The following is a 25,995-nucleotide window of genomic DNA, read 5'->3' on the forward strand; positions in this document are numbered from 1 at the left end:
GCTAAGCGGCACGTACAGTCCTGACTGCCCGCAGCAGGCTCTGGCGCCCCTGCCAGTAACCCTGCAGATAGCCAGACTCCAGCTTGACCGGATCCTGGGTAAAACGGGAGACCATGAAATCGGTCGGTGGCGCGATCACTTCGATCTCGCAATCGGCAGGGGGATTGGCAATGAAATCGAGTGCCCGGTTGTAGGCGAGATCCCGCTCCAGCATGGCTTGCGCCAGTGCAGGCTGGGTTTTCAGCAAGGCTTTGACCATCCAGCAGAAACGGGCCGGCTTCTTGCGATAGCCCCAGGGTTCCGAAAGCACCACCGTCATCCGCCGCGCCCCGCGCCGATAGGCCTCGATCACCGGAATGGAGTCGCTGATGCCGCCATCAGCCATGGGACGACCATCGACGCAGGGGGTATCGTGCTGCACCACCGGCAGAGCGCAGGTGGCGGTCAGCACCTCATCCATATTGTCGGGCCGCACCGGCAGATAGATGGCCTTGCCGCTCGCCACATCGGTCGCCACCGCGTAGAAGGGAATGTCGCGGGCGGAGAAAGTGTCGAGATCAAGCGGGAAGCGATGGCGACTGGCCTGCCACAGCCAGCCGATGTCCACCAGATCGCCCCCTTTGACGAAACGCAGGGGATCGAGAAACCGGGAGCTGCAAGCCAGCTCGGTGATGATGTGGTGGCTGCGGCGCGGCTGCTCGCTCAGATAGGAGACCAGATTGGTGGCACCGGCCGAGACGCCCATGACGAAATCGAACGGGTAGTGGTGGCTTTCAGCAAATGCATCGAGCACGCCGCTGGCAAAGATGCCGCGCATCGCGCCCCCTTCGACAATCAGGGCGCAAGAGTGGGGATTAAACATAACAAGGCTCCGTCAGCTGTAATACCTGCCGGGATCAATCCCGGCCCAGTGATGGACGCCTTCATGCAGAACATCAAGACGCCGCAGCAGGACGATTCAGGCTCACTCGCGCAAGCCAGAGGCGGGCAGGAGCAAACCTGAACCGTGAAGCGACCCCCAGTATATGCAGCGCACCAACCTTCAAAAAATGAATTTAAATAATAAAAAACATGCCTTTTTGACATGATTTAGCACGTCAGAAGAGACGGCCCTTTATCCGGTAACAGCACCATCAGGATCAAGGCAGCCCGGGCCCGAACGTCCCGTCGACGGGGTTGTAGTGATAGGCCCGATAGTCAAAGTCCACCTTATCAAGGCGCGGATTGGCCAACTCGAACAACAGGCGCCTGGGGAGCTGCGCCTGCTCGAGGGAAGGTTTGAAGTGGCGCAGCCAGAGCTGTTGCAGCGAACCATCCCGCCACGCCAGCTTGAGGCCGACCGAGAGGCGGCGGATGGCGGCCTGATTATCCTTGTGGGTGTAGAAGAGGTGGAGGAAGGGATAGTGCAGCGCCACTCGCCGATCCACGGTGAGGCCGGGCAGATCACTGTGCTGCTCCTGCTCGATAAAGAGCTCGTTGGCCCCGCGGCAGAAGAGATCGATGCGGCCACGAGCCACCAGCTTGAACAGCCGCTCGTAACCGTCGATCTCCTGCACCTTGAATCCCCCATGACGCAGGATCTCCGCATCCTGCCAGCCACGCCCCTGCCCGTGCAAAAACTGCTGCAGCTCGGCCAGGGTATTGACCTTTGCCACCGCGTCGGCCTGCTGCGGGCTGACAAAACAGATGCGATAACCGAGGATGCCCAGCTCCACCGGAAAACGGACTTAATCCAGCGCTCCGCTCTCTGCGGCCGGACGCAGACTGTCGGCCACAAACAGATTGGGGTATTGCTGAGTCTGCACAATCTGTCGCATTCGGATACGGTTCATCGGCGGCGCGGTCCGCAGCTCGTAGTCACCGAAGCTGTCGCGGGTCTTCTCCAGCGCCAGCTGCAACAGATCGCGAAAATAGAGGGTACGCAAGTCCCGATCGCTCTCGGGGCTGATATGAGTGATGACGTCGCTCGCCCGTAGGGGACTGGCAAGGAGGGAAAGACTGCACAGCAGCAAGCAGGAAGCGAGGCGATGAAAGGTCATACTGCTCATCCCGGAAATACACGCTCACTAGAGTGTAGCGCCGGGATGGGCCGCCTTCTAAAGGGAAGTCCGGCCTACCAGAACAGCTGGCCCAGCAGGGGCGCCAGCAGCACGGTCACCATGCCGGCGATCATCATCACCATACTGGAGACCACTCCCTCCTCATTACCCATCTGATAAGCCCTGGCAGTACCGGCACCGTGGGCCGAGGCGCCAAAACCCGCCCCCTTGCCGAGGCGACTGCGAATGGCCAGCACGGTCAGCACGCTCTCCCCCACCGCCATACCAATCACCCCGGTCAGCACCACAAACAGCGCGGTGAGATCGCTCTGACCGCCGATGGCGCGGGTCGCCTCCACCGCAAATGGCGTGGTGATGGAACGCATCGCCAGACTGCGTTGCAACATGTCAGAGAGATCCAGCCAGCGGGCCAGCAGCACGGTACTCCCCACCGCCATGATGACCGAGGCGACCACCCCCACCGACAGCGATAGCCAGTGGCGGCGAATGAGCTGGCGGTTCTCGTAGACCGGCACGGCGAAGGCAACGGTGGCTGGGCCCAGCAGCCAGAGCAGCCAGTGGGATTCCGCCATGTAATCCTGATAGGGGATGTGGAACAGCAGCACCACGGCCACCAGCAGGGTCGGCGCCAGCAGCAGCGGCATCAGCGGCAGGATGCGCTTTTTGCCGTAGAGCCATTTGCTGGCGTAGTAGAAGAGCAGGGTAAGAGCGAAGCAGATCAGCCCGAGCAGGGTATCAGACATGACGGCGACTCCGGCGGGCCAGTTTCAGTTCGAGGCGGTAGACCCGGTCCACCACCAGCGCCGTGGTGCCGAGCACTAGCGTGGTGCTCACCAGCAGCACCACCATGATGCGCCACCCCTCTTGCAGCAGCAGATCCTGATAGTTGACCACCGCCACCACGGCGGGCACGAAGAAGAGCAGCATCTCGGCCAGCAGCCAGCGAGCCCCCGCGCTGAACCACTCGGCCTTGACCACCCCGAGCAGGATGCAGACCAGCAGCAACAGCATGCCGGTGAGGTTGGCAGGCAGCGGCAGATGGAGGGTACGCACCGCGGTATCGGCCAGCAGCCAGATGGCTGCCAGCAACACAATCTGGAAGGGAGTCTGTAACCAGCGCAAGCAGAGGGCTTTCATGATCATCGTCTTTCTGTGAACCGGCTCACAGTATAGAGTTGAGCAAAACCTGCCAGAAATGAATTAAAATTATCGAATTCATGCCACATAGGCATACTTAATCCTGTAACCGCCAACACGAGTCGAGAGAGTCCATGGATATTCGCGCCCTGCGCTATTTTGTCGAACTGGTACGGGAAAAAAGCTTCACCCGCGCCTCTGAAAAGCTGTTCGTCACCCAGCCCACCATCAGCAAGATGATCCGCAATATCGAGGAGGAGCTGGGCCAACCCCTGCTCAACCGGGAAGGGCGCCGCTTCACCCTGACCGACAGCGGCCAGGTGCTGTTCAACCGTGCCCAGACCATCTTGGCTGAGATGCAGCAGCTGGAGGCCGAACTGGCGGATCTGCAGAGCCTGCAACATGGTCGCCTCACCCTCGGCATTCCCCCCATGGTGGGTCACGTCTATGCGGATCTGATCCGCGCCTACCGCACCCGCTATCCCAAGGTGGAGCTGACCCTGGTGGAGTACGGCGGCCGTCGCATCGAACAGGCGGTGCTGGAGGGGGAGCTGGATCTCGCCATCACCATGCTGCCGACCAAAGAGGGAGGCGCCCTCAGCGCGCTGGAGCTGGATCAATACCCGATCCGGGTAGTGCTGCCTGATCAACCCCGCTGGCATGGCGAGACGCCGCTGCGGCTGGAGTCCCTGCAGGAGGAGCCCTTCCTGCTCTATACCCAGGCGTTTACCCTGAGCGAGCGGTTGGAGCAGGCATGTCAGGAGGCGGGCTTTGTGCCGCAGGTGGCGGCGCGCAGCAGCCAGTGGGATTTTCTCACCGCCATGGTACGCAGCGGCATGGGGGTCGCCTTCTTGCCGGAGCCGGTCTGCCACCGGCTGACCCCGGATGGTCTGGTGCTGCGGCCGCTGGAGCCCGAATTGAGCTGGCGACTCGGGGTGATCTGGCCGAGCGAGCGCTATCTGTCGCGCACCGCCGAGGCTTGGTTGGCCCTCTGCCGCCAGCGGCAGGCACCTCAGTAATCGCCGAAGCGATCGGTCTGCGGATTGTAGAAGTAGGGGCGGTAATCGAAGCTGATCCCGTCGAGGAAGGGATTATCCAGTCGCAACATTCGGCGCTGGGAGAACTTGGCAAAGGCGATGGCCGGGCCAAAGCTCTTGCGCCACAGCGCCTGTAGCGAGCCATCCTGCCACGCCAGCTGCAACCCCCGTTCGACCCGCTGCAGCGCCTCGCGATTGTTGGGATTGGTGTAGAAGACCCGAGGCAGCGGGTAGTAGATCAACAGCGCATCGTCCACCAACAGATCCGTCATCTCCTTGTGGGTCAGCTGCTCGCTGCGCAGCTCGCTCACCCCGCGGCAGAAGAGATCGAAGCGGCCCCGCGCCACCATTTTGAACAGCTTTTCGTACCCCTCCACCTCCACCACCTCCATCCCGGCGTAGCGCAGGATATCCACATCCAGCCACCCCTTGCCCTGACCGAAGGTGAACTGGCGCAGCCCCTTGAGGTCGGTCACTTTGCTCACCGCCGCCTTTTGCTGCGGGCTGACAAAACAGATGCGGTAGCTGACGATGCCCAGATGGATGGGAAAACGGACATAGGCGAGCCCCAGATCCTCGCGGGTGCTGCTGTAGCTGTCCATTACAAAGAGGTTGGGATAGTTGTCGAGCTGCATGCTGAGCCGCTCGCGCGCCTTGGTCATGGGCGGCGCAGGCTCCAGCAAATAGTCGCCAAACTGGTCGCGGGTCTTGTCGAGGGCGAGCCGCAGCAGCTCCCGATCATAAGTGGTACGCGGATCCCGCTCGCTCTCCGGGCTGATATGGGTAAACCGGGTGGCCGCCTGTCCGGTCAGCGACAACACGCAGAGCAGAGCGGCAGCCAGCAGATGCAGGGGTGACATAAACCGCGCCTTGGCTGAAGGGGTACTTTCAGTGTAGCCCCTGAGCGTGGCTGCTCGGCCCTGCCACCACCCCGCGCTCTCCTCCCCTTTTCGGCCAGTCGCATCCATCAGCCTACTCCCCCACCGGAGGTGTGCTTCTGAGCGATGTTGCATAACGCTGATAGGCAGCAGAGTCGCGCACCTGCTCGATAGCATCCCACACCTGCCGGCTTTGTCGGGGATGGGCCTGATAGAAGCGGTTAGAGAAGACCAGATAGTAGGGCTTCTCCACCAGCACCGGCGACAGCCGCTCGATGCGGGCCTGCAACTCGGGATGAGCCACCAGAATACTGTCGGCCACCTCGGTCTGGATGGCGGTCGCCTGCGCCCGATCCATCACCAGCTTTTTCAACATGATCAGCGGGTCACGGCTGGAGTCATCCACCTCGGCTCCCGCAGCCTGCAACAAGTCGACGATGGAAAATCCGGACTGGGCCGCCACTACGCCCTTGACCCTGAGGGTGGAGCCATCCCACTGGCTTTTGCCACCCTTGAGCTGGTAGAGACTGTAACTCTCGGTCAGCAGCCGCTTGGCGGGGTCAGGTTTACCCTCACGCATGGGATAGACCCCCACCCTGGTCGCCCGCTCGACGCTATAGCTCATCTTGATGACCGCATCCATCTGGCCACTGCTCACCCGAGAGAGGCAGCGCTTCCACGGCAGCGGCGTCAGCACGATCTCGGCATTGAGGGCGGTAGCAACCGCCTTTAGGTGATACTGGACAATCCCCTCCCCCGATTGCAGCAGCCAGGGGTAGGAGTCACTGTTTTCGAGGCAGGTACGCAGCGTAAAGACCGGGGCTGCACCGCCGGTGGCAGGCAGCAGCAACGCGATGAAGAGCAAGGAGAGGGCAGATGCGTGCATGGGCCATCTCCTTTGCGGCAATGATCTCTCCCTTACTCTATCAGAGCTGCGCACCTGATAACCCGGCTCAGGGTTGTGAACCGAAATCATCCGTCAGCGGGTTGTAAAGGTAGGGGCGATAGTCAAAACCGTCCTTGGGTAACTGCGGATTGCCGAGCCGGACAATCTGGCGAGCCCCCAGATTGGCAAACACCAGCGAGGGTTGGAAGTGATGGCGCCAGAGCCGTTTGAGCGAACCATCCTGCCAGGCCAGTTGCAGACCGCGCTCAAGGCGCTCGCGCTCCTGAACGTAGCGGGCATTGCTGTAGAACACGTGGATCAGCGGATAGAAAAGGGCCAGATGGCGATCGACCGTCAAACCGGCCACCTTGCCCTGATGAGATTGCCACTCCGGCAGGATCTCGTTGGCCCCACGACAGAAGAGATCGATGCGCCCTCGTGCCACCATACGAAACAGCGACTCGTAGTTATCCACCTCATGTACCGTCAGCCCGCCGTTGCGCAGGATCACCGCATCCTGCCAGCCGGTGCCCACCCCTTGAGTGAAGTGGCGCAACTGATCCAGGGTGTTCACCCGCGCCAGCTCGGCAGCACGATCCGAGCCGACAAAACAGACCCGATAGCCGAGGATCCCCATATCGATCGGGAACGGGATCAATGCCACCTGATCCGCCACCGCCTCCCCCTGATAAGGCCAGCTGTCGAGAATAAAGAGGGCGTTTTTGCCCTGCTCCTGCACCTCGATCCGCATCCGCGCCTTGTTCATCGGCAGGGAGTCCAGCAACTCGTAGTCACCATATTCGGAGCGAGTTTTCTCTAGCGCCAGCTGCATCACCTCACGGTAATAACGCATCCGCATGTCCTGACTGTTTTCAGGACTGAGCAGGGTAAAACGGGTGGCAGCCAGCAAGGCAGAGGGGAAGGATAAACAGAGACAAAGCAACAGAAGTCGGTACATCATGGCTGAACTCATACAACGGGGTTCACCCAGTATAGACTGACACGCACCCCGTTGAGCACAGGGCTCGCGCCCGCTCACAGGTGGGGCAATCCGGGCCACCACAGGCCCGGATAGCGGGTTCACACCTTGCCCGGCACTACTCTTCGCCGATAGGTGCGGCGATCCACTTCATCAGCGTCAGCATATCCTGCGGCGCCACGCCGACCGAGAGGCCGCGCTTGCCGCCGCTCACCAGGATCTCGTCAAACTGCAGCGCCGACTCGTCGAGCACAGTGGGCAACAATTTCTTCTGGGCCAGCGGGCTGATGCCACCCACCTTGTAGCCGGTCAGCTTCTCCGCTTCCGCCGGTTTCATCATCTCCACCTTCTTGAGACCGGTCGCCTTGGCCAGCTGTTTCAGACTGCACATGCCGGATGAGGGAACGATGGCCACCACCGCCTGCTTGTCGTGATGGGCAACCAGAGTCTTGAACACCTGCGCCTCCGGCAACCCGAGCTGGGTCGCGGCATGCTTGCCGAAATCGTCGTGGGCGTCGCACTCGTAGGGGTAGAGCTTGTGGGGAATCTTGAGCTTCTTCAGCAGGTTGATGGCAGGAGTCATGATGGTTGCCTTGAATCGAATCGCATAAAAACAAGGCCAAACAGTCTGCGCCTGCATGGCGAGGGATGCAAGCCGGAGGGGAAATCTGTACCCATCACCGGTAATGAGTAGAGAGCAATGAACAAGGTGAATTGTGCTGCTTGCCGAATTAAACACAGGACGAGTCAGGGATAAAATTATTTCCGAGCCGTACAATGCGCTGCGCTTGCTGCACCCTACAAAATACAGTCCAAAACATGGGTGGGGTTCCCATCGAGCCGAATTCTGCTGGGCAACAAAAAACAAAGGGCGTCGTGTCGGCGCCCTTTGGCTTGATGGATATTGCTGAAGCCTGCTGGCTTGGGCTGGCGATCAACCGGTGTTGCGCATACCTGCGGCAATACCGGCGATGGTGACCATCAGCGCCTTGTCCAGCTCGGGGTGCAGGGTCTCCGGGTGGTTGCGGGAGCGGTTGAGCAGCTCGGCTTGCAGCACGTTGAGCGGGTCTGTGTAGGGGTTGCGCAGCTTGATGGACTCCTTGATCCAGGGCTGATCCTCCAGCAGATCCCCGCGCGGGCTCAGTTTCAGCACCACCTCGATGGATTCGGCGAGCTCCTGACGCAGCTGTTTGCCAAGGCCCCACAGCTCCTGCGGCACCAGACGGGTGTCGTAGTATTCGGCAAGCCAGACGTCCGCCTTGAGGAACACCATCTCCAGCATCTCGAGGCGAGTGCGGAAGAAGGGCCACTGGGCGCTCATCTCTTCCAACACCGCCAGCTTGCCGCCGTCGATGGCCTGCTGCAGCGCCTTGTGGGCACCGAGCCAAGCCGGCAGCATCAGGCGGTTCTGGGTCCAGGCGAAGATCCACGGAATGGCGCGCAGGCTCTCGACGCCGCCGTTAGGCTTGCGCTTGGAGGGACGGGAGCCGAGCGGCAGCTTGCCGAGCTCCATCTCCGGGGTGGCGGCACGGAAGTAAGGGACGAAGTCCGGATGACCGCGCACAATGCTTCGGTAGTGATCGCAGGAGTCGGCGGCCAGCTGTTCCATCACCTCGCGCCAGCACTCTTTCGGCTTGGGCGGCGGCAGCAGGTTCCCTTCCAGCACGGCGCTGGTGTAGAGCTCCAGACTCTTGATCGCCACTTTCGGCAGACCGAACTTGAAGCGGATCATCTCCCCCTGTTCGGTGGTACGCAGACCGCCGCGCAGGGATCCCGGCGGCTGGGAGAGGATGGCCTGATGGGCAGGGGCACCACCACGACCGACGGTACCGCCACGGCCATGGAACAGGGTGAGGCGGATATTGTTGGCTTCGGCCAGACCCACAAGGGATTCCATGGCGGCGTACTGGGCCCAGCCGGCGGCCATCATGCCCGCATCCTTGGCAGAGTCGGAGTAGCCGATCATCACGTACTGACGGCCCTGAATGTAGCCGCGATACCAGTCCACCGAGAGCAGACGCTCCATCACGGCGGTGCCTGCCATCAGGTCATCCTGGGTTTCAAACAGCGGGGCGACCGGCATGCGGAACTTGCAGCCCGCCTCTTTGAGCAGCAGTTGCACCGACAGCACGTCGGACGGCGCACCGGCCATGGAGATGATGTAGATACCGAACGCATCGGGGTCGTGCTCGGCGATAACCTGACAGGTATCCAGCGTCTCGCGCACCTCGGCGCTCGGTTCCCAGTCGTGGGGAATGAGCGGGCGGCGGGAGTTCAGTTCGTTGAGCAGGAAGGCCTGCTTGTCATCTTCGCTCCACTCGGCGTAGTCACCCAGACCCAGATAGCGGGTCAGCTCGGAGAAGACCAGCCCGTGACGCTCGCCATCCTGACGGATATCGAGCTTGACCAGATGGATGCCGAAACAGGCGACCTTGCGCAGCACATCCAGCAGCATGCCATCGGCGATGTTGCCCATGCCGCAGGCGTGCAATGAGTGGTAGCAGAGCTCCAGCGGCTCGCGCAGCTGGGCGGTGGTCTTGACCAGATCCTGGCTCTCGCTCGCCTGGCCCTGCACCTTGGCGGTGAGGTGCTCCTTGGTCTCGCGCAGCGCTTCACGCAGCTCGCGCACCAGCGCACGGTAGGGCTCGGGGTGATCGCCAACGCGAGCGCGCACGGCGTCGGTACAGTCAGACATGGAGAGCTCGGAGGTGAGCTCCTTGATGTCTTTGTAGAACAGGCTCACCGCCATCCAGCGGCCCAGCTCCAGCACTTCGGCAGTCACCTTGGCGGTGACGAAGGGGTTGCCGTCACGGTCACCGCCCATCCAGGAGGTGAACTTGACCGGCGCGGCATCCAGCGGCAGCCGCACACCCAGATGGTGTTGCAGACGCTCGTCCAGATTGCGCATGAATTCGGGAATGGCGGGCCACAGGCTGTTCTCCACCACGGCGAAGCCCCACTTGGCCTCGTCGACCGGTGTCGGGCGCTGTTCGCGGATCTCGTTGGTGTGCCACGCCTGATTGATGAGCTGCTCGATGCGATTGAGGATCTTGTCCCGCTCGCGGGGCAGCAGGTCGGAGAGCTCCAGCGCCTCGAGGCAGTCGTTGAGCTGTACGTGCTTGTGGATCAGGGTGCGACGGGTCACCTCGGTGGGGTGAGCGGTCAGCACCAGATCGATATCCAGCTCGCGCACGGCCTGGATGATGGCTTCCTGCGACAGGTTGGATGCTTTCAGCTTGTCGAACATCTGCTCCAGCGGATCCGGGGTGCAGACCTGCTCTTCGCAGCGACGGGAGATGGTGTGGAACTGTTCCGCCACGTTGGCCAGATTGAGGAACTGGCTGAAGGCGCGAGCCACCGGCAGCAGTTCGTCATCGCTCAGGGTGCGCAGGGTATCGAGCAGACGTTCCCGGTCTGATTCATTGCCCTTGCGGGAGGACTTGGCCAATTGGCGAATGGTTTCGATCTTGTCGAGAAAGGCCTGACCCTGATGATCCTTGATGGATTTACCCAGCAGCTGACCCAGCATACCTACGTTGGCGCGTAGTGCGGCGTACTTTTCGTTCATTCCACATCCTTATCTTGTTGGTGCCTGACACCCATCCGGGGTGCTAGACGACCTCACTTATTGTTGTGCGATTACAACATATGCTCCGTCATCTTAGGGTGACAATCTACCCAGATTGTCTGCGCAAGGTCAAATAACAGGCCGATTCAGAACATGTATTTCCATCACCACTCCACAACCGGCTTGTTATGTAACTTACTTACAGTTTTTATGCCCCTTTCACCGCTGCCGCTACAGGCAAAAACGTCTGATCAGGTGTTGCAACACCGAGATGGTCGGCTTGACGAAGGAGAGGTCGAGATACTCATCAGGCTGGTGCGCCTGGGTGATATGGCCGGGGCCCATGACGATGGTCTGGCAGCCAAGCTGCTGGATAAACGGCGCCTCGGTGCAGTAGTTGACCGACTCGGCGGCGCGACCGCTCGCCTTCTCTGCTTCGCGCACCAGCACAGAGTCGTCGGCGCAGGCGTAGGCGGGAATGGGCTCGTGCAGATGTTGCAGATGCAGGCAGCCCGGCTGGTGGATCTCGATGGGCGACAGTGCCTCTTTGAGCATCCCCATCAGCTCATCCGGCCCCACCTGCGGGGTGGGTCGCAGGTCGATATGCAGCTCGCAACAGCCGCAGATGCGGTTCGGGCTGTCGCCCCCCTGAATGTAACCCAGGTTCAGGGTCGGCTGCGGCACGGCAAAGCGGTGGTCGGCGTAGCGATCTTTCAGATCCTGCTGCAAGCGCAGCACCTGCCCCATCGCCTTGTGCATGATCTCCATGGCGTTGACGCCGTTGGCGGGATCCGAGCTGTGACCGCTCTTGCCGGTAATGCGGATCGCCTCCGACATGTGCCCTTTGTGGGCCACCACCGGCACCAGTCCGGTCGGCTCGCCAATCACGGCGTAGTCGGGTTTGAGCTCGGCCGCCGCGGCGATGGCGCGGGCCCCCGCCATGGTGGTCTCTTCGTCGGCAGTGGCGAGAATGCGCAGCGGCTTGGTCAGCTTGGTGAGGTCAATATCTTTGAGCGCCTCCACGATAAAGGCGAAGAAGCCCTTCATGTCGATGGTGCCGAGGCCATAGAGACGATTGCCCTCTTCGGTCACCTTGAAGGGATCCTTGCTCCAACCCCCCTCATCGAACGGCACCGTATCTGTGTGACCCGCCAGCAGCAGACCGCCCTCCCCCTGACCCATCGTCGCCACCAGATTGAATTTGCCCGGCAGATCGGGGAGCGCCGTCACCTCGCACTGAAAACCGAGCTGACCGAACCAGTCGGCCAGCAGCCGGATCACCGCCTCATTGCTCTGATCCCACTTGGGATCCGTGCTGCTGATAGAGGGAATCGCAATAATATTCTTATAAAGTGAAAAAAAATCCAGATTGGCCATCAGCTCCTCCTTGCGTCCCCGGAATGTTTCTGTTAGAAAATACAAATGCAAAGTGAGTGCATGAATATTCTGTAATTTTACCTGAATATCTGGCTCATCAACAAAGGCTTCTAGTTGTAAGGGAAAGTTAATGTTCTGTCACCTGATCTATAACCGACGACACACATCCGCCTGAATTGCCCCTCCGCACTTGTGCAAAGGGGCGATCGAACCCCCTTGTGCACTGCAGCACCATGCTGTGAATCTCGAACTCTGACTTGGAATATTCAACATGCTTAACACCGTTATCGTCGGTGCCAGTGGCTACGCGGGAGCCGAACTGGCCGCACTGGTACAGAACCACCCACAACTCAAACTGTTCGGCCTCTATGTCTCCGCCGGCAGTCAGGATGCCCACAAGCGCTTCTCTTCCCTGCATCCCCAGTGGGTCGGCGCCCTCGATCAGCCGCTGCTGCCGCTGGACGACGACGGCATGACCCGGATCCTGACCCAGGCCGATCTGGTGCTGCTGGCCACCGCCCACGAGGTGAGCGCCACGCTTGCCCCCAAGTTTCTCGCCAAGGGGCTGTCGGTGTTCGATCTCTCCGGCGCCTTCCGGGTCAAGGATCAGGGCTTTTACGACAGCTTCTACGGATTCACCCACGACAGCGAACAGTGGCTGGATCAGGCCGCCTACGGTCTGGCCGAGTGGAATGCCGATGCCATCGCCAGCGCCCAGCTGGTAGCCGTACCCGGTTGCTACCCGACAGCATCGCTGTGCGCCCTCAAGCCGCTGCAGCAGGATGGCCTGATTGCCAAGGGGTGGCAGCCCATCATCAACGCCGTCTCCGGGGTTTCCGGCGCCGGTCGCAAAGCGGCCATCAACACCAGCTTCTGCGAAGTGAGCCTCAACCCTTACGGCACCTTCAACCACAGACACCAGCCGGAGATCAGCCACCACCTCGGCAAGGAGGTGCTGTTCCAGCCCCACCTTGGCAACTATGTGCGCGGCATTCTGGCCACCATCTATGTGCAGCTGGCGGACGGCGTGACGCCGACCCAGGTGGATCAGGCCTTCCTCAAGGCTTACGAAGGCAAGCCGCTGGTGCGCCTCACCGGCCAGATGCCCTCTATTCGCGGTGTGGCAAACACCCCTTACTGCGATATCGCCTGGCAACAGCAGGGCAACATGCTGGTGGTGGTATCCGCCATCGACAACCTGCTCAAGGGCGCCGCCTCCCAGGCCATGCAGTGCATAAATATCAAATTCGGATTTGAACCGGCCACCGGCCTGATTTAAGGACTCAAGGAAGGATTGCAACGATGAACAAGCAGACTCTGGTAATCAAGCTGGGCGGTGCCCTTATCGAGAACGACGAGGCGCTGACCGCCCTGTTCGCCACCCTCAAAACCTTTCTCGACGATCAGCACCGCCCGCTGGTGCTGGTACACGGCGGTGGCTGTCTGGTGGATGACCTGCTCAAGGGGCTGGGTCTCACCTCTACCAAGAAGAATGGCCTGCGGGTGACCCCGTTCGAGCAGATCCCCTTCATCGCCGGCGCGCTGGCGGGCACTGCCAACAAACAGATGATGGCCAAGGCAATCGCCACCGGCATTCCGGCTGTGGGGCTCTGTCTGGCAGATGGTGGCCTGTGTCAGGTGACCCAGCTCGACCCGGATCTCGGCGCGGTCGGCGAGTGCAAGCCGGGCAATCCGGCACTGGTGGCAGGCATCCTCGGTCAGGGCTTCCTGCCGGTGGTGAGCTCCATCGGCATCACAGCCGACGGGCAATTGATGAACGTCAACGCGGATCAGGCGGCCACCGCCATTGCCGAGGCGCTCGGTGCCGATCTGGTGATGCTCTCCGATGTGAGCGGCATCCTCGATGGCAAGGGCAAGCTGGTGCCCCAGCTCGACAAGCTGACCGCACTGGATCTGATGGAGAAAGGGGTGATCCGCGATGGCATGGCGGTCAAGGTAGAAGCGGCCCTGCACGCCGCCCAGACCCTCGGCAAGCCGGTCTGTGTCGCCAGCTGGCGTTACCCGGATCAGCTGCTCAAGCTGCTGGCTGGCGGCGCGGTCGGCACTCAAGTCACCCTCTAACCCTGGCCGGAAAAAGGAACATCCGATGCAACATCTTCTGAAAGACAGTGATCTGAACAAAGCCCAGATTGAAGCGCTGATTGCGCTGGGCAAAGCAGTGAAAGCCGACCCGAAGAAGTACAGCCAGGCGCTGGCCGGCAAGAGCGTGGTCACCCTGTTCGAGAAGCCCTCCCTGCGCACCCGGGTCACCTTCGACATCGGCATCGCCAAACTGGGCGGCCACAGCGTCTATCTGGATCAGCAGAACGGCGCGCTGGGCAAGCGGGAGTCGGTGAAAGATTTCGCCGCCAACCTGTCGCGCTGGTGTGATGCCATCGTCGCCCGGGTGTTCGATCACCAGACCCTGGTCGAGCTGGCAGCGCACGGCACAGTGCCGGTGGTGAACAGCCTGTGCAACCTCTACCACCCCTGTCAGGGGCTGGCCGACTTTATGACCATTGCCGAGCACTACGACGACCTGTCGAAGGTGAAGCTTGCCTACCTCGGTGATGGCAACAACGTCAGCCACTCTCTGCTGCTGCTGGGGGCGACCCTGGGCACCGACGTCACCCTGATCTGCCCGAAAGGCCACGGCCCGGATACCCAGATCTTCCTGCAGGCGCAGGCTCTGTCGGCCAAGTCGGGGGCGACCATCCACATCAGCGATGACGTGGCAGATATCGAAGGGTTCGACGTGGCCTACACCGATACCTGGGTCTCCATGGGCGACAACACCCCGATGGAGCAGGTCAAAGACCTCTTTATGCCTTACCAGATCAATCAGGCCCTGCTCGACCGCACCGGCATCCAGCATGTGCTGCACTGCCAACCGGCGCACCGGGAGCTGGAGATCACCTCGCAGGTGATGGATGGCCCCGCCTCCCTCATCATGGACGAGGCCGAAAACCGGATGCATATCCAGAACGCCGTGTTGCTGACCCTTCTGGGTGGCAAGTAACGCGGCACTCAACCTGAATCACGACCCTTTTATTGAATCATCATCGAATCATCACGGAGAGAAGTAACATGAGCGGAATCAACAAGATCGTACTGGCTTACTCGGGTGGACTGGATACCTCGGCCATCATCCCCTGGCTCAAAGAGCACTATGACGCCGAAATCATCGCCTTCGTGGCCGACGTGGGCCAGGAGCGCGACGATCTGGAAGGGATCGAGCAGAAGGCCATCACCTCCGGTGCCACCAAGTGCATCATCAAGGATCTGCGGGAAGAGTTCGTCAAAGAGTACGTCTATCCGACCCTGAAGACCGGCGCCGTCTATGAGGGCACCTATCTGCTGGGCACCTCCATGGCCCGTCCGGTGATCGCCAAGGCGATGGTCGAGGCGGCGCTGGCGGAAGGGGCCGATGCCATCTCCCACGGCTGCACCGGCAAGGGTAACGATCAGGTGCGTTTCGAAGGTGCGGTTGCCGCGCTGGCGCCCCAGCTGAAAGTGATCGCCCCGTGGCGGATCTGGGACATGCGCTCCCGGGAAGATCTGCTCTCCTATCTGGAGACCCGCAACATCCCCTGCAAGGCGACCCTGAAGAAGATCTACAGCCGCGATGCCAACGCCTGGCACATCTCCACCGAGGGTGGCGAGCTGGAGAGCACCTGGAACGAGCCCTCCGAAGCGGTCTGGCAGTGGACCGTACCGGCCGAGCAGGCACCGGACCAGCCGGAGTACGTCAAGCTGACCGTGGCGCAGGGTGAAGTGGTGGCCGTTGACGACCAGCCGCTCAGCCCGCACCAGATCCTGATGACCCTGAACGAGCGTGCCGGCAAGCACGGCGTGGGCCGCATCGACATCACCGAAAACCGGATGGTGGGGATGAAGTCCCGCGGCTGCTACGAAACCCCGGGCGGTACCGTGATGGTCGCCGCGCTGCGCGCGGTGGAAGAGCTGGTACTGGATCGCCCGACCCGCGCCTGGCGGGAGAAGCTGGGTGCCGAGTTCTCCCATCTGGTCTATGACGGTCGCTGGTTCACCCCGCTGTGCAAGGCGATCCTCGCCTCGGCCAACGCCATCGCCGAAGATCTGGACGGTGAAGTGGTGCTGAAGATGTACAAGGGTCAGGTCACCGCGGTGCAGAAGAAGTCGCCGAACAGCCTCTACTCCGAAGATTTCGCCACCTTCGGCGCCGATGAAGTGTATGACCAGAGCCATGCCGAAGGCTTTATCCGTCTCTACACCCTGGCCAGCCGGATCCGCGCCATGAAGGAGCAACATCAGGCTATCGGTGGCGATCACACCCACGGCTAAGCAAGCGCGATAACCCGTTGATTCCGTTGAGGGGGCATGGCCCCCTCTTCTATAGGCAGAGGGCATAACCCCTGACCCATCATCGGCGGGTGTGACAAGAGCGGCAGCGCCCCGGCCGCTTCTGTGAGATAACAGGCTCGCAGAAAAACAGGGCACGATTTCAAGCTCGGCGGCCAGGGCGCCGTCGACAACGCATTCAAGGAGAGCAGTATGGCACTTTGGGGTGGACGCTTCAGTCAGGGAGCCGATAGCCGGTTCAAGCAGTTCAACGATTCGCTGCGGTTCGATTACCGGCTGGCGGAGCAGGATATTCAGGGCTCCATGGCCTGGGCCAAAGCGCTGGTCAAGGTGGGCGTATTGACCAGTGACGAGCAGGGCAAACTGCAGCAGGCGATGGAGGTACTGCTCGCCTCGGTGCAGCAGGATCCCCAGCAGATCCTCAATTCGGATGCCGAAGATATCCACTCCTGGGTCGAGAGCCAGCTGATTGCCGCCGTCGGCGATCTTGGCAAGAAGCTGCACACCGGCCGCTCGCGCAACGATCAGGTCGCCACCGACCTGAAACTCTGGTGCAAGGCGCAGGGTGAGCTGCTGCTCGGCTCCATCACCGCCCTGCAGCAGGGACTGGTCGCCTCCGCCCGTGCCAATCAGGCCGCGGTGCTGCCCGGTTACACCCACCTGCAGCGGGCCCAACCGGTCACCTTCGCTCACTGGGCGCTGGCCTATGTGGAGATGCTGGAGCGGGACTACTCCCGGCTACAGGATGCCCTCAAGCGGCTCGACACCAGCCCGCTCGGCTGCGGCGCGCTGGCGGGCACTGCCTATGCCATCGACCGCGAAGCGCTGGCGCTCGACATGGGCTTTGGTGGCGCCACCCGCAACAGTCTGGATTCGGTCTCCGATCGGGATCACGTAGTGGAGCTGATGCACGTGGCGTCCCTCTCCATGACCCACCTGTCGCGCTTTGCCGAAGACCTTATCTTCTACAACACCGGCGAGGCGGGCTTTGTCGAGCTCTCCGATGCGGTCACTTCCGGCTCGTCGCTGATGCCGCAGAAGAAGAACCCGGATGCGCTGGAGCTGATCCGTGGCAAGACCGGCCGGGTGGTCGGCGCCCAGATGGGCATGCTGATGAGCCTCAAGGCGCTGCCGCTGGCCTACAACAAGGACATGCAGGAAGACAAGGAGGGGCTGTTCGATGCCCTCGACACCTGGCACGACTGCCTCGATATGGCGGCGCTGGTGCTGATCGATCTGAAGGTCAACGGCGAACGCACCATGGCGGCGGCGCAAGGCGGCTACGCCAACGCCACCGAGCTGGCGGACTATCTGGTTGCCAAGGGGATTCCGTTCCGTGAAGCGCACCATATCGTCGGCGAAACCGTGGTCTTTGCCATCAGCGTGGGCAAACCGCTGGAGGAGCTCTCCATCGGTGAATTCCAGCGTTTCAGCCCGGTGATCGAGTTCGACGTCTACCCCAATCTGGAACTGGAAGCGACCCTGGCCAAGCGGGTCGCCAAAGGCGGCGTCGCCCGCGAGCAGGTTGAGGCAGCCCTCACTGCCGCAGAGCTGTGGCTGGCCAAACGGGCGGGTTGATCTCTGATGTATTTGGAAAATAAGAGGGGGAGCAATCGCTCCCCCTCTTGCTTTATCTTGGCTTTAAGCGCTTTTCAACATAATGGCATTTGCAGGTATTGCCTTATCAATGAATTCACCACTTCCATAAACTGACACGATATATCCACAAGCTGGGCAAGCTGCAGTGTATTCACTCATTACGTTGAAAGAACCCAGCACGAACCCTTTGAAGTGGTTACTGCATTTCTTACATTTCATTGATTTGATTGAAAACATCTTTGATTCTCCACGAATAGAAAGATATGAATTCCTCTCTTCTATGGATATGAAACGGGTGGGCTATTCCTAGGAAATAGCCATAGTCACGCTTTGCATCACATCCACACGAATACGCTACCAGATTATTTATTGACAGGCTCGTCATCTACTAAAGTCGATACTGTTCAGGCATTTCACGCACTGGCATTGAGCAGTTTGCCCACCCCCTCCCCCTTGCCATTGGGCAGGGTCTGTTTAAAGGTGCCGAGCAGCTGGTCGAGGTTGAGATGGCTGGCACCGAGGGAATCCTTGAGGGTATCGAGCTCGCTTTGCAGGGCATCGAGGCGGGTGCTCTGGGTACCATTGGCCAACTGGCTACGGGCGCTATCGATGGCGGCAGGGAGGGATTGGCCGCCATTCTCCTGCCCCAGAGTCTGCATCAGCTCCCCCATAAAGTGGTTGATGGCAGCGCGGTTCTGCTCGCTATTGGCATCCTTGATTCCCAGCCGCTGGAACAAGCTCTGGACGGTAGGGGCGAGGCGATCTTCCTGCACTGTTTGCTGCACAGACTCGGGTTTGGCACTGCTGCCGAGCAGCTGACTGCCCAGCTTGAGGGCGATAGAGGCAAGGGGAAGCTGGTTGCTGATCATGATATCTCTCCGCGACAACGACCCTTGATGGTGTTGCCAAGAGGAATGCATAAGCGGGGCCAGAACGATGAAAAAACGCCAACCATAGCCAACTCATTGAACAACCTAGCAATTTGAGTGACCGCCTCGTGCTTGGGCATTGCAACTGAGGTCATCACAAGAGAGCCGGGCGGCCAGCGGCTGCCGCTGCAGTTCCAGGCGGCAAAGGGGCATTACCGCAGCAAACCGGAGACGGCAGGGCTCCTCTTCGCTATATACCGCTACATGCCCGCCATCCCCTTGATCACGTCATTTTTCATTCATTAAACTTATGGGCATTAAGATCATGTAAATTTTCTTATCTAACATGTTCGCGCATGATGGCTCTCAAACCGGATTTGCCGTTGCCGCTATGCTGGCCGGCAGCCGCCTTCTCCCAGCCTCTTTCGTTTATGGAGTCGCTATGTCCCTGATCACCCCCTATATCTCCCCCGAAGTCAACCAGCTGGCTCCCGGCTTTCGCGCTTTGAGCATCACGGTGCAGGCCGCCGCCGTGGTCGACCCGAACGTGGGGGCGCGCGCCCTTGATGAAGCCTGCACCGCCATGCTGACCGCAGATGTGCCGTGGGCAGAGGCGCATCTCGCCGCCTGGGGCGAGCTGTTCAGAAAATTTGGCGCCAAGCCGCAGCGGACTCCCTGTTCCGCCGAGGCTCTGAGAAAGCGGGTCGCCCGCGATGGCAACCTGCCCGCCATCGATCCCGTAGTCGATCTCTACAACGCCATCAGTATCCGCTACGCCATTCCGGTGGGGGGCGAAAACCTGCTCACCTATGAGGGACTACCGCGACTGGTGGTAGCCGATGGCAGCGAGCAGTTCGATACCATGAAGGGGGGCGAACCCGCACACGAATCTCCGGAACCCGGCGAGGTGGTCTGGCGGGATGACAAGGGGGTCACCTGTCGGCGCTGGAACTGGCGGCAGGGTGTGCGTACCCGACTCAGTGTCGATTCGGGCCAGATGTGGTTCATTCTGGAGAGCCTGACCGAGATGCCGCTGGCTGCGCTGCATGAGGCGGGGGAAAAACTGATCGCCGGGCTGCGGGAGATGATGCCGGAAGCGGTGATCGCACAGAGCCTGCTCGGCTATGTTGAGTAAACCGAAGGACGAGCCAACTCGTCACCGATAGATACAGAGAGGGGCGCCACAGCGCCCCTCTCTCTTTTCACCCTGCTCAGCCCAGCAGCATATAAAGCTGGTGAGCGGCTACCCCGGCGCACAGGCCGCCGATGGTGTGGGCGACGATGGCGCGGGAGGTGAGGTGGCGATAACCGAGAGCATCCAGCATGGCGGTGTGGGTGCTCAGGAAGCCACTCCAGCACATCCCCATGGCGGTAAACACCGCGACCTCGTTACCGGTGATCCACCCTTTGGCGATAAAGGGGGGCACCAGCGACATGGCGGCACCGACCGCACCGAGCGAGGTGGCGGGGAAAGCGACCAGCTCCGGCTGCTGGAAGCCAAACAGCAGGTCAAACAGCCAGCCAGCCTTGGCAGCCAGCACCGGCAGCAGGGCTACCCCCTGGAAGGCTTCGCCGGTATAGCCCTTGTCGCCGGGGCCGAAGGTGAGCAGCATGACGAAGGTACTGATGATGAGCACACCCGGGATCACCGCCATCCCCAGCTCCACACCGGATTTGCCGCCATCGAGCAGAGAGTTGAGGATCCGCAGCCAGCCGGGAGCCGCCTCTTTGGTCACCCCGACCTTGTGCCCCTTGGCATCAGTCGGCTCATCGTCCAGCACCTCGCCCACCAGCGGGCGGATCATCCGTTGCATCAATCGGGTAGAGACCACCGAGCCTACCAGAGCGCCGAGCAACCCGATGAGCGCCGCGCTTGCAGTGGATTCACCGCCCGGCAGCTGCAAGGTGGCCATAAAGGTCACCACGATCAGCCCCATGCCAAAGGCTGTGCCGAAGTTGGTGAGCGACACTAGCTGCCAGGGGGTGAAGCCCTTGCGAAAGCGGCTGTCCTTGGCGAGGCTGATCACCGCCGGGTTGTCGGAGAAGAAGGTCATCAGCGCCGCCAGGGCGGTGCGACCGGGCAGACGAAACACCGGTTTCATCAGGGGTGCCAGCAGCACCTCCAGCAGTCGGATCACCCCGAATTCGCTCAGCAGCTGGCTGAGGGCGCCGGAAAGTACGGTGATCCCCATGATAAAGAGCACGGTATTGAGCAGCAGCTGGTGGGCGGTATTGAACAGGGTGTTGACCATGGCGGAGAGGCCCATCTGGCTGCCGAGGTAGCCAAACAGGCTGCCCAGGATCAGAAGCACCAGCACGGGCTCAAGCCACTCGCGGATGGTGGCCAGTCGCCCCTTTGAGTCTATAACTACTTGATTTTCCATATCTATCCTGCCGTCATTCTGTGCGTGTGTGATTGTTGTTATGGTAAAAGAGCGGTGTTGAACCAATGAAAAAAAGCCCTTGTCTTGCGACAAGGGCTTTTCGGTTTGGCTCCTCCTGCTGGGCTCGAACCAGCGACCTGCGGATTAACAGTCCGTCGCTCTACCGACTGAGCTAAGGAGGAATTATTCGTGGTGCCCAGAGACGGAATCGAACCGCCGACACGGGGATTTTCAATCCCCTGCTCTACCGACTGAGCTATCTGGGCAAATGGTGCCGGCTACCGGAATCGAACTGGTGACCTACTGATTACAAGTCAGTTGCTCTACCTACTGAGCTAAGCCGGCACACTTTAAACCATTGTGCATGAACAAATTTTTATTTCATGGCACCAAAATTTGGTGCCCAGAGACGGAATCGAACCGCCGACACGGGGATTTTCAATCCCCTGCTCTACCGACTGAGCTATCTGGGCGTGGGCGCTATTAAACGGATTTTAAGGCGGATGGTCAACGGGAAATTTCACTTTTTGTCTCGTTCGTCTCTTTTTTGCGCAGCATCGTCCATTTCTGCCACTTCCTCGGCACAGGCCGCACGTTTTCGCCCCCAGACTCTGGGTTCTTCCCCCTTGAGCAGGCGGGAGATGTTCTCGTGATGGCGGAGCAGGATAAGGCAGGAGAGCAGCGAGACTGGCAGGGTATATTCGGGTTTGAGCAGGTAGGTAAAGAGCGGCGTCAGCAAAACGGTAATGATGGAGGCCAGCGAGGAGTAGCCGCTCACCAGCAGCACCAGCAGCCAGGTGCCAATCACGGCGCCCCCCATGGTAAAGCCGATGGGCAGCATGGTACCGAGCGCCGTCGCCACCCCCTTGCCGCCACGAAAATGAAAGAAGAGGGGGTACATGTGGCCGAGACAGGCGGCGACCCCGATAAAGCCGAGGTAGACGGGTTTGATCTGCAGATACCAGGCGAGATAGACGGGAGCCGTCCCTTTGAGCACATCGAGCAGCAACACCACCAGTGCCGCCATCCGGCCGCCGAGGCGCAGCACATTGGTAGCTCCCGGATTGTGGGAGCCGTGGTCACGGGGATCCGGCAGACCCGTGATGCGGGAAACCAGCACTGCACTGGATAGAGAACCACCCAGGTAGGCCAGAATAATCATCAAAATCGTCAGGGCCGTCATCTTGGTCGTTTTTACCACGATATGAATGGGGTATGATGCGGGCCACATACGCTGGCATGGGCCCATGCCCACCCAGAGCGCCTCGGCAAGCCTGTTGCCCGGCCAGCATCCCTGCGCTGTCATCACAGCCCATCAAGAGTAAAGAAGAAGTACAGTCATGGACAAGGTGTTTATTCGCGGACTCGAAGTTTTGACCACCATAGGTGTATATGAGTGGGAGAAGGGCATTCGCCAAAAGCTCCGTTTTGACCTCGAGATGGGGTTCGACAACCGCCCCGCGGCAGCAACCGACGACATTAATCTGGCACTGGATTATGCCGACCTCTCCAACAAGATTTGCGAACATGTCAGCGGCAAGGTGGTCGAGCTGGTCGAGACCATGGCCGAGCAGGTCGCCATGCTGGTTCTGACCGACGCGCGGGTGCAGTGGGTCAAGGTGACCCTCACCAAGCCGGGCGCCGTGCCCAATGCCGCCGGGGTCGGCGTCGAGATCCTGCGCCATCGCACGCCGGCCGCGAGCAGCAACTGATGACCACCATCTATATCAGCCTGGGCTCCAACATCGAGCGGGAGCGCCATATCCGTGCCGGGCTCGATGCCCTGCACGCCGAATTTGGTGAGCTGCGGGTCTCCCGGGTATTCGAGAGTGAGGCGGTCGGCTTCAACGGCCGCCCCTTCTACAACCTGGTGGCGGCTGCCGAGACCGATCTGCCGCTGACCACCGTCTGCCAGCGACTGCGGGCCATGGAGTTCGCCCACGGCCGTGAGCCGGATGCCAAGAAGTTCGCCCCGCGCACCCTGGATCTCGACCTACTGCTCTATGGCGATCTGGTCTGCGACACCCCGCTGGTGCTGCCGCGCGGTGAAGTGCTCACCAACGCCTTCGTGCTCTGGCCACTGGCCGAGCTGGCCCCCAAACTGCGCCACCCCGTCGATGGCCGCACCATGGGCGAGCTGTGGCAAGCCTATGACAAGGCCTCCCAGCAGCTGTGCCCCATTCCCTTTCACTGGGAAGCGTGCGAATTGCAGCATCACTGATCCGCAAGGGCGCCTCACGGCGCCCTTGTTGTTTGCACAGACAGGGTTGCTTATCACGGATAAGAAAGTGTCATTGGGCCTGACCCTGCGAGGCTGGCAGGATAGCGCCCACTACAGGAGAACCCCATGCCACTCGATACCATTCACCATTTCAACTGCCAACTGCTGGCAGAACTGCCCCACCAGCGCTATGAGCATGAACCCATCCTCGACTACGCCACCGATGAAAAGGTCAAGGCCCGCCTCGGCTGGCAGGCGGAGTTCAGCAAGACCCTGTTTCTCAAGTTCAAGGATGGCCGCTTCGCCCTGCTGCTGACCCACAGGGACGGACGGCTCGACAACAAGGCGGTCAAGGCCGCACTCGGTGCCAAGCCCTCCATCTGCACCGCCGAAGAGATGCAGGCGGAGATTGGCTGCCTGCCGGGGGCGGTGTGCCCCTTCCTGCCCCGCGCCGATATTCCGCTACTGGTGGATCCGCAACTGCTCAACCACACCGCCTTCACCTGGACTCCGGGCCACCCGGAGCAGACCTTTCTGCTGGCGACCGAGCATCTGGCCGAAGTGCTGGCGCAGCTCCCCTGCGAGGTCAGCTATCTGCCCGCACCGACGGCGTAGCCCCATCACGCGCCAGCTGGGCGAAGATCAGCGCCGCCAGCATGGAGAGCAGCCCGACACAGAGGTAGGTAAGGTGGAACCCGGCCAGCCACTGGCCCTCGGCCGCTAAGGTGCCCGCTGAGGTACCCGCCGAGAAGAGCCCGAGCAGGCTGGCGGCAATCGCCACCCCCAAACTCATGGAGAGTTGCATCACTACCGAAAGCAGACCGTTGCCACTGCTGGCCAGGGTCGGGCTGAGATCTTGCAGCGTGAGAGTGTTCATGGCGGAGAACTGCAGCGAGTTGATGGCGCCGAAGATCGCCAGCCAGCCCAGCAAGACCCCGTAGGGGAGCTGGTTGTCGATAAAGTAGAAGCTGGCGATCATCGCCCCCAGCAACAGGGTGTTGCCGATCAGGATGCGGCGATAGCCCACCTTCGGAATAAGCTTGTTAACCAGCGTCTTCGTCAGCATGGCGCCAATCACGGTGGGGATCATGGTCATCCCCGCCTTGCTCGGGGAGAAACCGAGCCCCAGCTGCAGAAACAGCGGGGTGAGGAAAGGCATGGCGCCGCTGCCGAGGCGGGCAAACAGGTTGCCCCAGATGCCGATGGCAAAGGTGGCGGTCTTGAACAGGTTCAGGCTAAAGAGCGGCTGCGGTGCATTGGCGGCATAGAGCCAGTAGCTCGCCATCGCCGCCAAGCCGAAGATCAGTGCAAACAGCGCCCAACCGGTGGAGATGCTGTGCTCCCCCAGACCCTGCAAGCCGACCGACACCAGCACCATGCCGACGCTGAACATCACAAAGCCCTGCCAGTCGAACCGGGCGGTCTGCTGCCACAGCTCCGGCATAAAGTGCCAGCTGGCGATAAAGCCGAGCAACCCCACCGGCAGGTTGATGAGAAATACCCAGTGCCAGCTCGCCACTTCCACCAGCCAGCCACCGAGTGCCGGCCCCATCAACGGGCCGAGCAGCCCCGGAATGGTGACAAACGACATCACCCGCAGCAGCTCGTGCTTGTCATAGACCCGCAGCACCGCCAACCGTCCCACCGGCATCAACAGCGCACCGCCAATCCCCTGCAACACCCGGGCGGCCACCAGCATGGAGAGCGAATTGGAGGCGGCGCAGGCGAGCGAGCCGAGGGTAAAGAGCGAGATGGCGGCCAGATAGATGCGACGGGTGCCGAATCTGTCTGCCAGCCAGCCAGAGGCCGGGATCAGCAACGCCACCGTCAGCATGTAGGCAATGATCACCGACTGCATCTGCAGCGGGCTCTCTCCCAAGGTCTCGGCCATGCTGGGCAGGGCGGTGTTGAGAATGGTGCCATCCAGCGCCTGCATAAAGAAACCGACCGCCGCCAGCAGGGGCAGCCACTTGCGCTGGGCATCTGTCACTGTGTGGCTCATTGCCACCTCCATTATTTTTGCGGGGGAGCGGCGGCGGTCAGGAAGAGATCGACACAACTCAGGGTCCAGGCATCCTGCTCGGCAGCGCTCTGGGTCAACGGCAGACCCAGCTCACGGAGCATGCGCTCCTTGCCCTGCCACATCAGCAACAGCTGCAAGGCGGCCTGTTCACTGTCTTGATGGCACAGCAGGCCTTGCTGCTTCTGCTGCTCCAGCCAGTTGGACAGCATCTCGGTCACATAGAGCGGGCCCGCCTCGAAAAAAAGGGTGGCCAGCTGGGTATCGTTGCAGCTGATGCAGGTGCGAAAGATATTGATGGCATCATCGCTCAGGATCAACTTGCGAAAGCTGCGACCAAAGGCAATCAGGCTCTCCCGCACATTGTTGCCACGCAACAATACCTCCGGCATCAGCTCACTGCTGACGCACTTGCTGCCCACCGCTTCGGCAAACAGCGACTCCTTGTTGGCAAAATGGCTGTAGACCGTCTGCTTGGAGACGCCCGCTTCACTGGCCACCATGTCCATGCTGACCAGATGCAGACCGTGCTGACAGAAGAGCCGCCCGGCAGCATCGAGGATCGCAGCCCGCTTCTGCTGACTACGGGGTGAAATGTTCATTTTTCCTCCACAATCAAACTGGACAGTCTAGTTTCGA

The 25,995-nt window shown here is 60.9% G+C and carries 24 protein-coding genes, 4 tRNA genes and 1 pseudogene; 10 read left to right on the forward strand and 19 right to left on the reverse strand.

Translation table 11 applies throughout. From position 1 onward, the window contains the following. Position 1 precedes the first annotated feature (1 nt). The 4 genes and pseudogenes from G5195_RS08755 to G5195_RS08770 form a co-directional block, all read right to left on the reverse strand. Positions 2–862, reverse strand: a complete 861-nt coding sequence (locus G5195_RS08755; protein ID WP_421223156.1) for a patatin-like phospholipase family protein — start codon at positions 860–862, stop codon at positions 2–4. Positions 863–1,139: 277 nt separating this feature from the next. Beyond that, positions 1,140–2,039 (reverse strand): annotated as a pseudogene (locus G5195_RS08760) (hypothetical protein). Between the two features lie 74 nt (positions 2,040–2,113). After that, positions 2,114–2,803 (reverse strand): LrgB family protein, encoded by a 690-nt coding sequence (locus G5195_RS08765; RefSeq protein ID WP_042081343.1) that lies wholly within the window; start codon positions 2,801–2,803, stop codon positions 2,114–2,116. After that, positions 2,796–3,197, reverse strand: coding sequence for a CidA/LrgA family protein (locus G5195_RS08770; protein WP_113740422.1), 402 nt, complete (start codon positions 3,195–3,197; stop codon positions 2,796–2,798). Before G5195_RS08770 ends, G5195_RS08765 begins: the two co-directional genes overlap by 8 nt. Positions 3,198–3,331: 134 nt before the next feature. Between G5195_RS08770 and G5195_RS08775 the strand changes: the two genes are divergently transcribed. After that, positions 3,332–4,216 carry a LysR family transcriptional regulator gene (locus G5195_RS08775; RefSeq protein WP_216952181.1) on the forward strand — a complete coding sequence of 295 codons (885 nt, stop codon included), beginning with the start codon at positions 3,332–3,334 and terminating at the stop codon, positions 4,214–4,216. Here the strand turns inward: G5195_RS08775 and G5195_RS08780 are convergent. From G5195_RS08780 to argE, 6 genes are all read right to left on the reverse strand, one after another. Then, positions 4,210–5,094, reverse strand: coding sequence for a hypothetical protein (locus G5195_RS08780; protein WP_421209414.1), 885 nt, complete (start codon positions 5,092–5,094; stop codon positions 4,210–4,212). The genes G5195_RS08775 and G5195_RS08780 overlap by 7 nt on opposite strands. Before the next feature lie 112 nt (positions 5,095–5,206). Then, positions 5,207–5,998: a substrate-binding periplasmic protein gene (locus G5195_RS08785; RefSeq protein WP_421172485.1), complete on the reverse strand. Its 792-nt coding sequence runs from the start codon at positions 5,996–5,998 to the stop codon at positions 5,207–5,209. Between the two features lie 67 nt (positions 5,999–6,065). Continuing rightward, entirely contained in the window at positions 6,066–6,959 is an 894-nt protein-coding gene (locus G5195_RS08790) for a hypothetical protein (RefSeq protein WP_421209416.1), read from the reverse strand. A 136-nt stretch (positions 6,960–7,095) separates the two neighbouring features. Beyond that, positions 7,096–7,560 (reverse strand): Cys-tRNA(Pro) deacylase, encoded by a 465-nt coding sequence (ybaK, locus tag G5195_RS08795; RefSeq protein ID WP_139463594.1) that lies wholly within the window; start codon positions 7,558–7,560, stop codon positions 7,096–7,098. 351 nt (positions 7,561–7,911) lie between these two features. Continuing rightward, positions 7,912–10,545, reverse strand: a complete 2,634-nt coding sequence (gene ppc / locus G5195_RS08800; protein ID WP_115522987.1) for a phosphoenolpyruvate carboxylase — start codon at positions 10,543–10,545, stop codon at positions 7,912–7,914. A gap of 231 nt (positions 10,546–10,776) precedes the next feature. Then, positions 10,777–11,922, reverse strand: coding sequence for an acetylornithine deacetylase (gene argE, locus G5195_RS08805; protein WP_421223151.1), 1,146 nt, complete (start codon positions 11,920–11,922; stop codon positions 10,777–10,779). A gap of 271 nt (positions 11,923–12,193) precedes the next feature. Between argE and argC the strand changes: the two genes are divergently transcribed. The 5 genes from argC (at position 12,194) to argH (ending at position 17,841) form a co-directional block, all read left to right on the forward strand. Further along, complete coding sequence (gene argC / locus G5195_RS08810) at positions 12,194–13,201, forward strand: N-acetyl-gamma-glutamyl-phosphate reductase (RefSeq protein ID WP_421223149.1); 1,008 nt, start codon at positions 12,194–12,196, stop codon at positions 13,199–13,201. A 23-nt stretch (positions 13,202–13,224) separates the two neighbouring features. Next, a complete protein-coding gene (argB, locus tag G5195_RS08815; protein WP_421223148.1) occupies positions 13,225–14,004 on the forward strand; it encodes an acetylglutamate kinase in 780 nt (259 codons plus the stop codon). A 25-nt stretch (positions 14,005–14,029) separates the two neighbouring features. Then, positions 14,030–14,941, forward strand: coding sequence for an ornithine carbamoyltransferase (locus G5195_RS08820; protein WP_421236036.1), 912 nt, complete (start codon positions 14,030–14,032; stop codon positions 14,939–14,941). A gap of 68 nt (positions 14,942–15,009) precedes the next feature. Then, positions 15,010–16,245 (forward strand): argininosuccinate synthase, encoded by a 1,236-nt coding sequence (locus tag G5195_RS08825; protein WP_042053571.1) that lies wholly within the window; start codon positions 15,010–15,012, stop codon positions 16,243–16,245. Between the two features lie 210 nt (positions 16,246–16,455). Further along, entirely contained in the window at positions 16,456–17,841 is a 1,386-nt protein-coding gene (gene argH / locus G5195_RS08830) for an argininosuccinate lyase (RefSeq protein WP_103252246.1), read from the forward strand. 434 nt (positions 17,842–18,275) lie between these two features. Here the strand turns inward: argH and G5195_RS08835 are convergent, their stop codons facing one another. Beyond that, the gene (locus G5195_RS08835; RefSeq protein WP_103252344.1) at positions 18,276–18,731 is read right to left on the reverse strand and encodes a hypothetical protein; all 456 of its coding nucleotides are present in this window, start codon (positions 18,729–18,731) and stop codon (positions 18,276–18,278) included. 442 nt (positions 18,732–19,173) lie between these two features. Here G5195_RS08835 and G5195_RS08840 point away from each other — a divergent pair, with 442 nt between their 5' ends. Further along, on the forward strand, positions 19,174–19,866 hold the full coding sequence (locus G5195_RS08840) for a B3/4 domain-containing protein (protein ID WP_158113363.1): 693 nt from the start codon (positions 19,174–19,176) through the stop codon (positions 19,864–19,866). Positions 19,867–19,942: 76 nt separating this feature from the next. On the opposite strand, the gene G5195_RS08845 is transcribed toward G5195_RS08840, so the two are convergent. The 6 genes from G5195_RS08845 to plsY form a co-directional block, all read right to left on the reverse strand. After that, complete coding sequence (locus G5195_RS08845; RefSeq protein WP_421223145.1) at positions 19,943–21,115, reverse strand: nucleoside recognition domain-containing protein; 1,173 nt, start codon at positions 21,113–21,115, stop codon at positions 19,943–19,945. 106 nt (positions 21,116–21,221) lie between these two features. Continuing rightward, a tRNA-Asn gene (locus G5195_RS08850) sits at positions 21,222–21,297 on the reverse strand. Between the two features lie 8 nt (positions 21,298–21,305). After that, positions 21,306–21,381 (reverse strand) — tRNA-Phe (locus G5195_RS08855). A gap of 3 nt (positions 21,382–21,384) precedes the next feature. After that, positions 21,385–21,460, reverse strand: a tRNA-Thr gene (locus tag G5195_RS08860). Between the two features lie 52 nt (positions 21,461–21,512). Further along, positions 21,513–21,588: transfer RNA gene (locus tag G5195_RS08865), tRNA-Phe, on the reverse strand. Between the two features lie 47 nt (positions 21,589–21,635). Further along, positions 21,636–22,298, reverse strand: coding sequence for a glycerol-3-phosphate 1-O-acyltransferase PlsY (plsY, locus tag G5195_RS08870; protein WP_421223143.1), 663 nt, complete (start codon positions 22,296–22,298; stop codon positions 21,636–21,638). 157 nt (positions 22,299–22,455) lie between these two features. Between plsY and folB the strand changes: the two genes are divergently transcribed. The 3 genes from folB to G5195_RS08885 all read left to right on the forward strand — a co-directional run bounded on the left by folB (position 22,456) and on the right by G5195_RS08885 (position 23,951). Beyond that, complete coding sequence (gene folB, locus G5195_RS08875) at positions 22,456–22,827, forward strand: dihydroneopterin aldolase (protein WP_270905374.1); 372 nt, start codon at positions 22,456–22,458, stop codon at positions 22,825–22,827. Next, on the forward strand, positions 22,827–23,336 hold the full coding sequence (gene folK, locus G5195_RS08880) for a 2-amino-4-hydroxy-6-hydroxymethyldihydropteridine diphosphokinase (RefSeq protein ID WP_107684303.1): 510 nt from the start codon (positions 22,827–22,829) through the stop codon (positions 23,334–23,336). Before folB ends, folK begins: the two co-directional genes overlap by 1 nt. A gap of 126 nt (positions 23,337–23,462) precedes the next feature. Beyond that, entirely contained in the window at positions 23,463–23,951 is a 489-nt protein-coding gene (locus tag G5195_RS08885) for a YbaK/EbsC family protein (protein WP_005336108.1), read from the forward strand. Here G5195_RS08885 and mdtD read toward each other — a convergent pair. After that, positions 23,923–25,338: a multidrug transporter subunit MdtD gene (gene mdtD, locus G5195_RS08890; protein ID WP_421236037.1), complete on the reverse strand. Its 1,416-nt coding sequence runs from the start codon at positions 25,336–25,338 to the stop codon at positions 23,923–23,925. The two genes, G5195_RS08885 and mdtD, sit on opposite strands and share 29 nt — an antisense overlap. An 11-nt stretch (positions 25,339–25,349) precedes the next feature. Continuing rightward, positions 25,350–25,958, reverse strand: coding sequence for a TetR/AcrR family transcriptional regulator (locus G5195_RS08895; RefSeq protein WP_157161853.1), 609 nt, complete (start codon positions 25,956–25,958; stop codon positions 25,350–25,352). Between the last annotated feature and the right edge of the window lie 37 nt (positions 25,959–25,995).

It is taken from the genome of Aeromonas sp. 601039 (genome assembly GCF_049174415.1).
GTDB lineage: Bacteria > Pseudomonadota > Gammaproteobacteria > Enterobacterales > Aeromonadaceae > Aeromonas > Aeromonas veronii_A.

Bases quoted from the DNA above. Each gene is read 5' to 3' on its own strand.
- G5195_RS08755 (WP_421223156.1), bottom strand. From the start codon at position 862: ATGTTTAATCCCCACTCTTGCGCCCTGATTGTCGAAGGGGGCGCGATG.
- G5195_RS08765 (WP_042081343.1), bottom strand. From the start codon at position 2,803: ATGTCTGATACCCTGCTCGGGCTGATCTGCTTCGCTCTTACCCTGCTC.
- G5195_RS08770 (WP_113740422.1), bottom strand. From the start codon at position 3,197: ATGAAAGCCCTCTGCTTGCGCTGGTTACAGACTCCCTTCCAGATTGTG.
- G5195_RS08775 (WP_216952181.1), top strand. From the start codon at position 3,332: ATGGATATTCGCGCCCTGCGCTATTTTGTCGAACTGGTACGGGAAAAA.
- G5195_RS08780 (WP_421209414.1), bottom strand. From the start codon at position 5,094: ATGTCACCCCTGCATCTGCTGGCTGCCGCTCTGCTCTGCGTGTTGTCG.
- G5195_RS08785 (WP_421172485.1), bottom strand. From the start codon at position 5,998: ATGCACGCATCTGCCCTCTCCTTGCTCTTCATCGCGTTGCTGCTGCCT.
- G5195_RS08790 (WP_421209416.1), bottom strand. From the start codon at position 6,959: ATGATGTACCGACTTCTGTTGCTTTGTCTCTGTTTATCCTTCCCCTCT.
- ybaK (WP_139463594.1), bottom strand. From the start codon at position 7,560: ATGACTCCTGCCATCAACCTGCTGAAGAAGCTCAAGATTCCCCACAAG.
- ppc (WP_115522987.1), bottom strand. From the start codon at position 10,545: ATGAACGAAAAGTACGCCGCACTACGCGCCAACGTAGGTATGCTGGGT.
- argE (WP_421223151.1), bottom strand. From the start codon at position 11,922: ATGGCCAATCTGGATTTTTTTTCACTTTATAAGAATATTATTGCGATT.
- argC (WP_421223149.1), top strand. From the start codon at position 12,194: ATGCTTAACACCGTTATCGTCGGTGCCAGTGGCTACGCGGGAGCCGAA.
- argB (WP_421223148.1), top strand. From the start codon at position 13,225: ATGAACAAGCAGACTCTGGTAATCAAGCTGGGCGGTGCCCTTATCGAG.
- G5195_RS08820 (WP_421236036.1), top strand. From the start codon at position 14,030: ATGCAACATCTTCTGAAAGACAGTGATCTGAACAAAGCCCAGATTGAA.
- G5195_RS08825 (WP_042053571.1), top strand. From the start codon at position 15,010: ATGAGCGGAATCAACAAGATCGTACTGGCTTACTCGGGTGGACTGGAT.
- argH (WP_103252246.1), top strand. From the start codon at position 16,456: ATGGCACTTTGGGGTGGACGCTTCAGTCAGGGAGCCGATAGCCGGTTC.
- G5195_RS08835 (WP_103252344.1), bottom strand. From the start codon at position 18,731: ATGATCAGCAACCAGCTTCCCCTTGCCTCTATCGCCCTCAAGCTGGGC.
- G5195_RS08840 (WP_158113363.1), top strand. From the start codon at position 19,174: ATGTCCCTGATCACCCCCTATATCTCCCCCGAAGTCAACCAGCTGGCT.
- G5195_RS08845 (WP_421223145.1), bottom strand. From the start codon at position 21,115: ATGGAAAATCAAGTAGTTATAGACTCAAAGGGGCGACTGGCCACCATC.
- plsY (WP_421223143.1), bottom strand. From the start codon at position 22,298: ATGACGGCCCTGACGATTTTGATGATTATTCTGGCCTACCTGGGTGGT.
- folB (WP_270905374.1), top strand. From the start codon at position 22,456: ATGGACAAGGTGTTTATTCGCGGACTCGAAGTTTTGACCACCATAGGT.
- folK (WP_107684303.1), top strand. From the start codon at position 22,827: ATGACCACCATCTATATCAGCCTGGGCTCCAACATCGAGCGGGAGCGC.
- G5195_RS08885 (WP_005336108.1), top strand. From the start codon at position 23,463: ATGCCACTCGATACCATTCACCATTTCAACTGCCAACTGCTGGCAGAA.
- mdtD (WP_421236037.1), bottom strand. From the start codon at position 25,338: ATGAGCCACACAGTGACAGATGCCCAGCGCAAGTGGCTGCCCCTGCTG.
- G5195_RS08895 (WP_157161853.1), bottom strand. From the start codon at position 25,958: ATGAACATTTCACCCCGTAGTCAGCAGAAGCGGGCTGCGATCCTCGAT.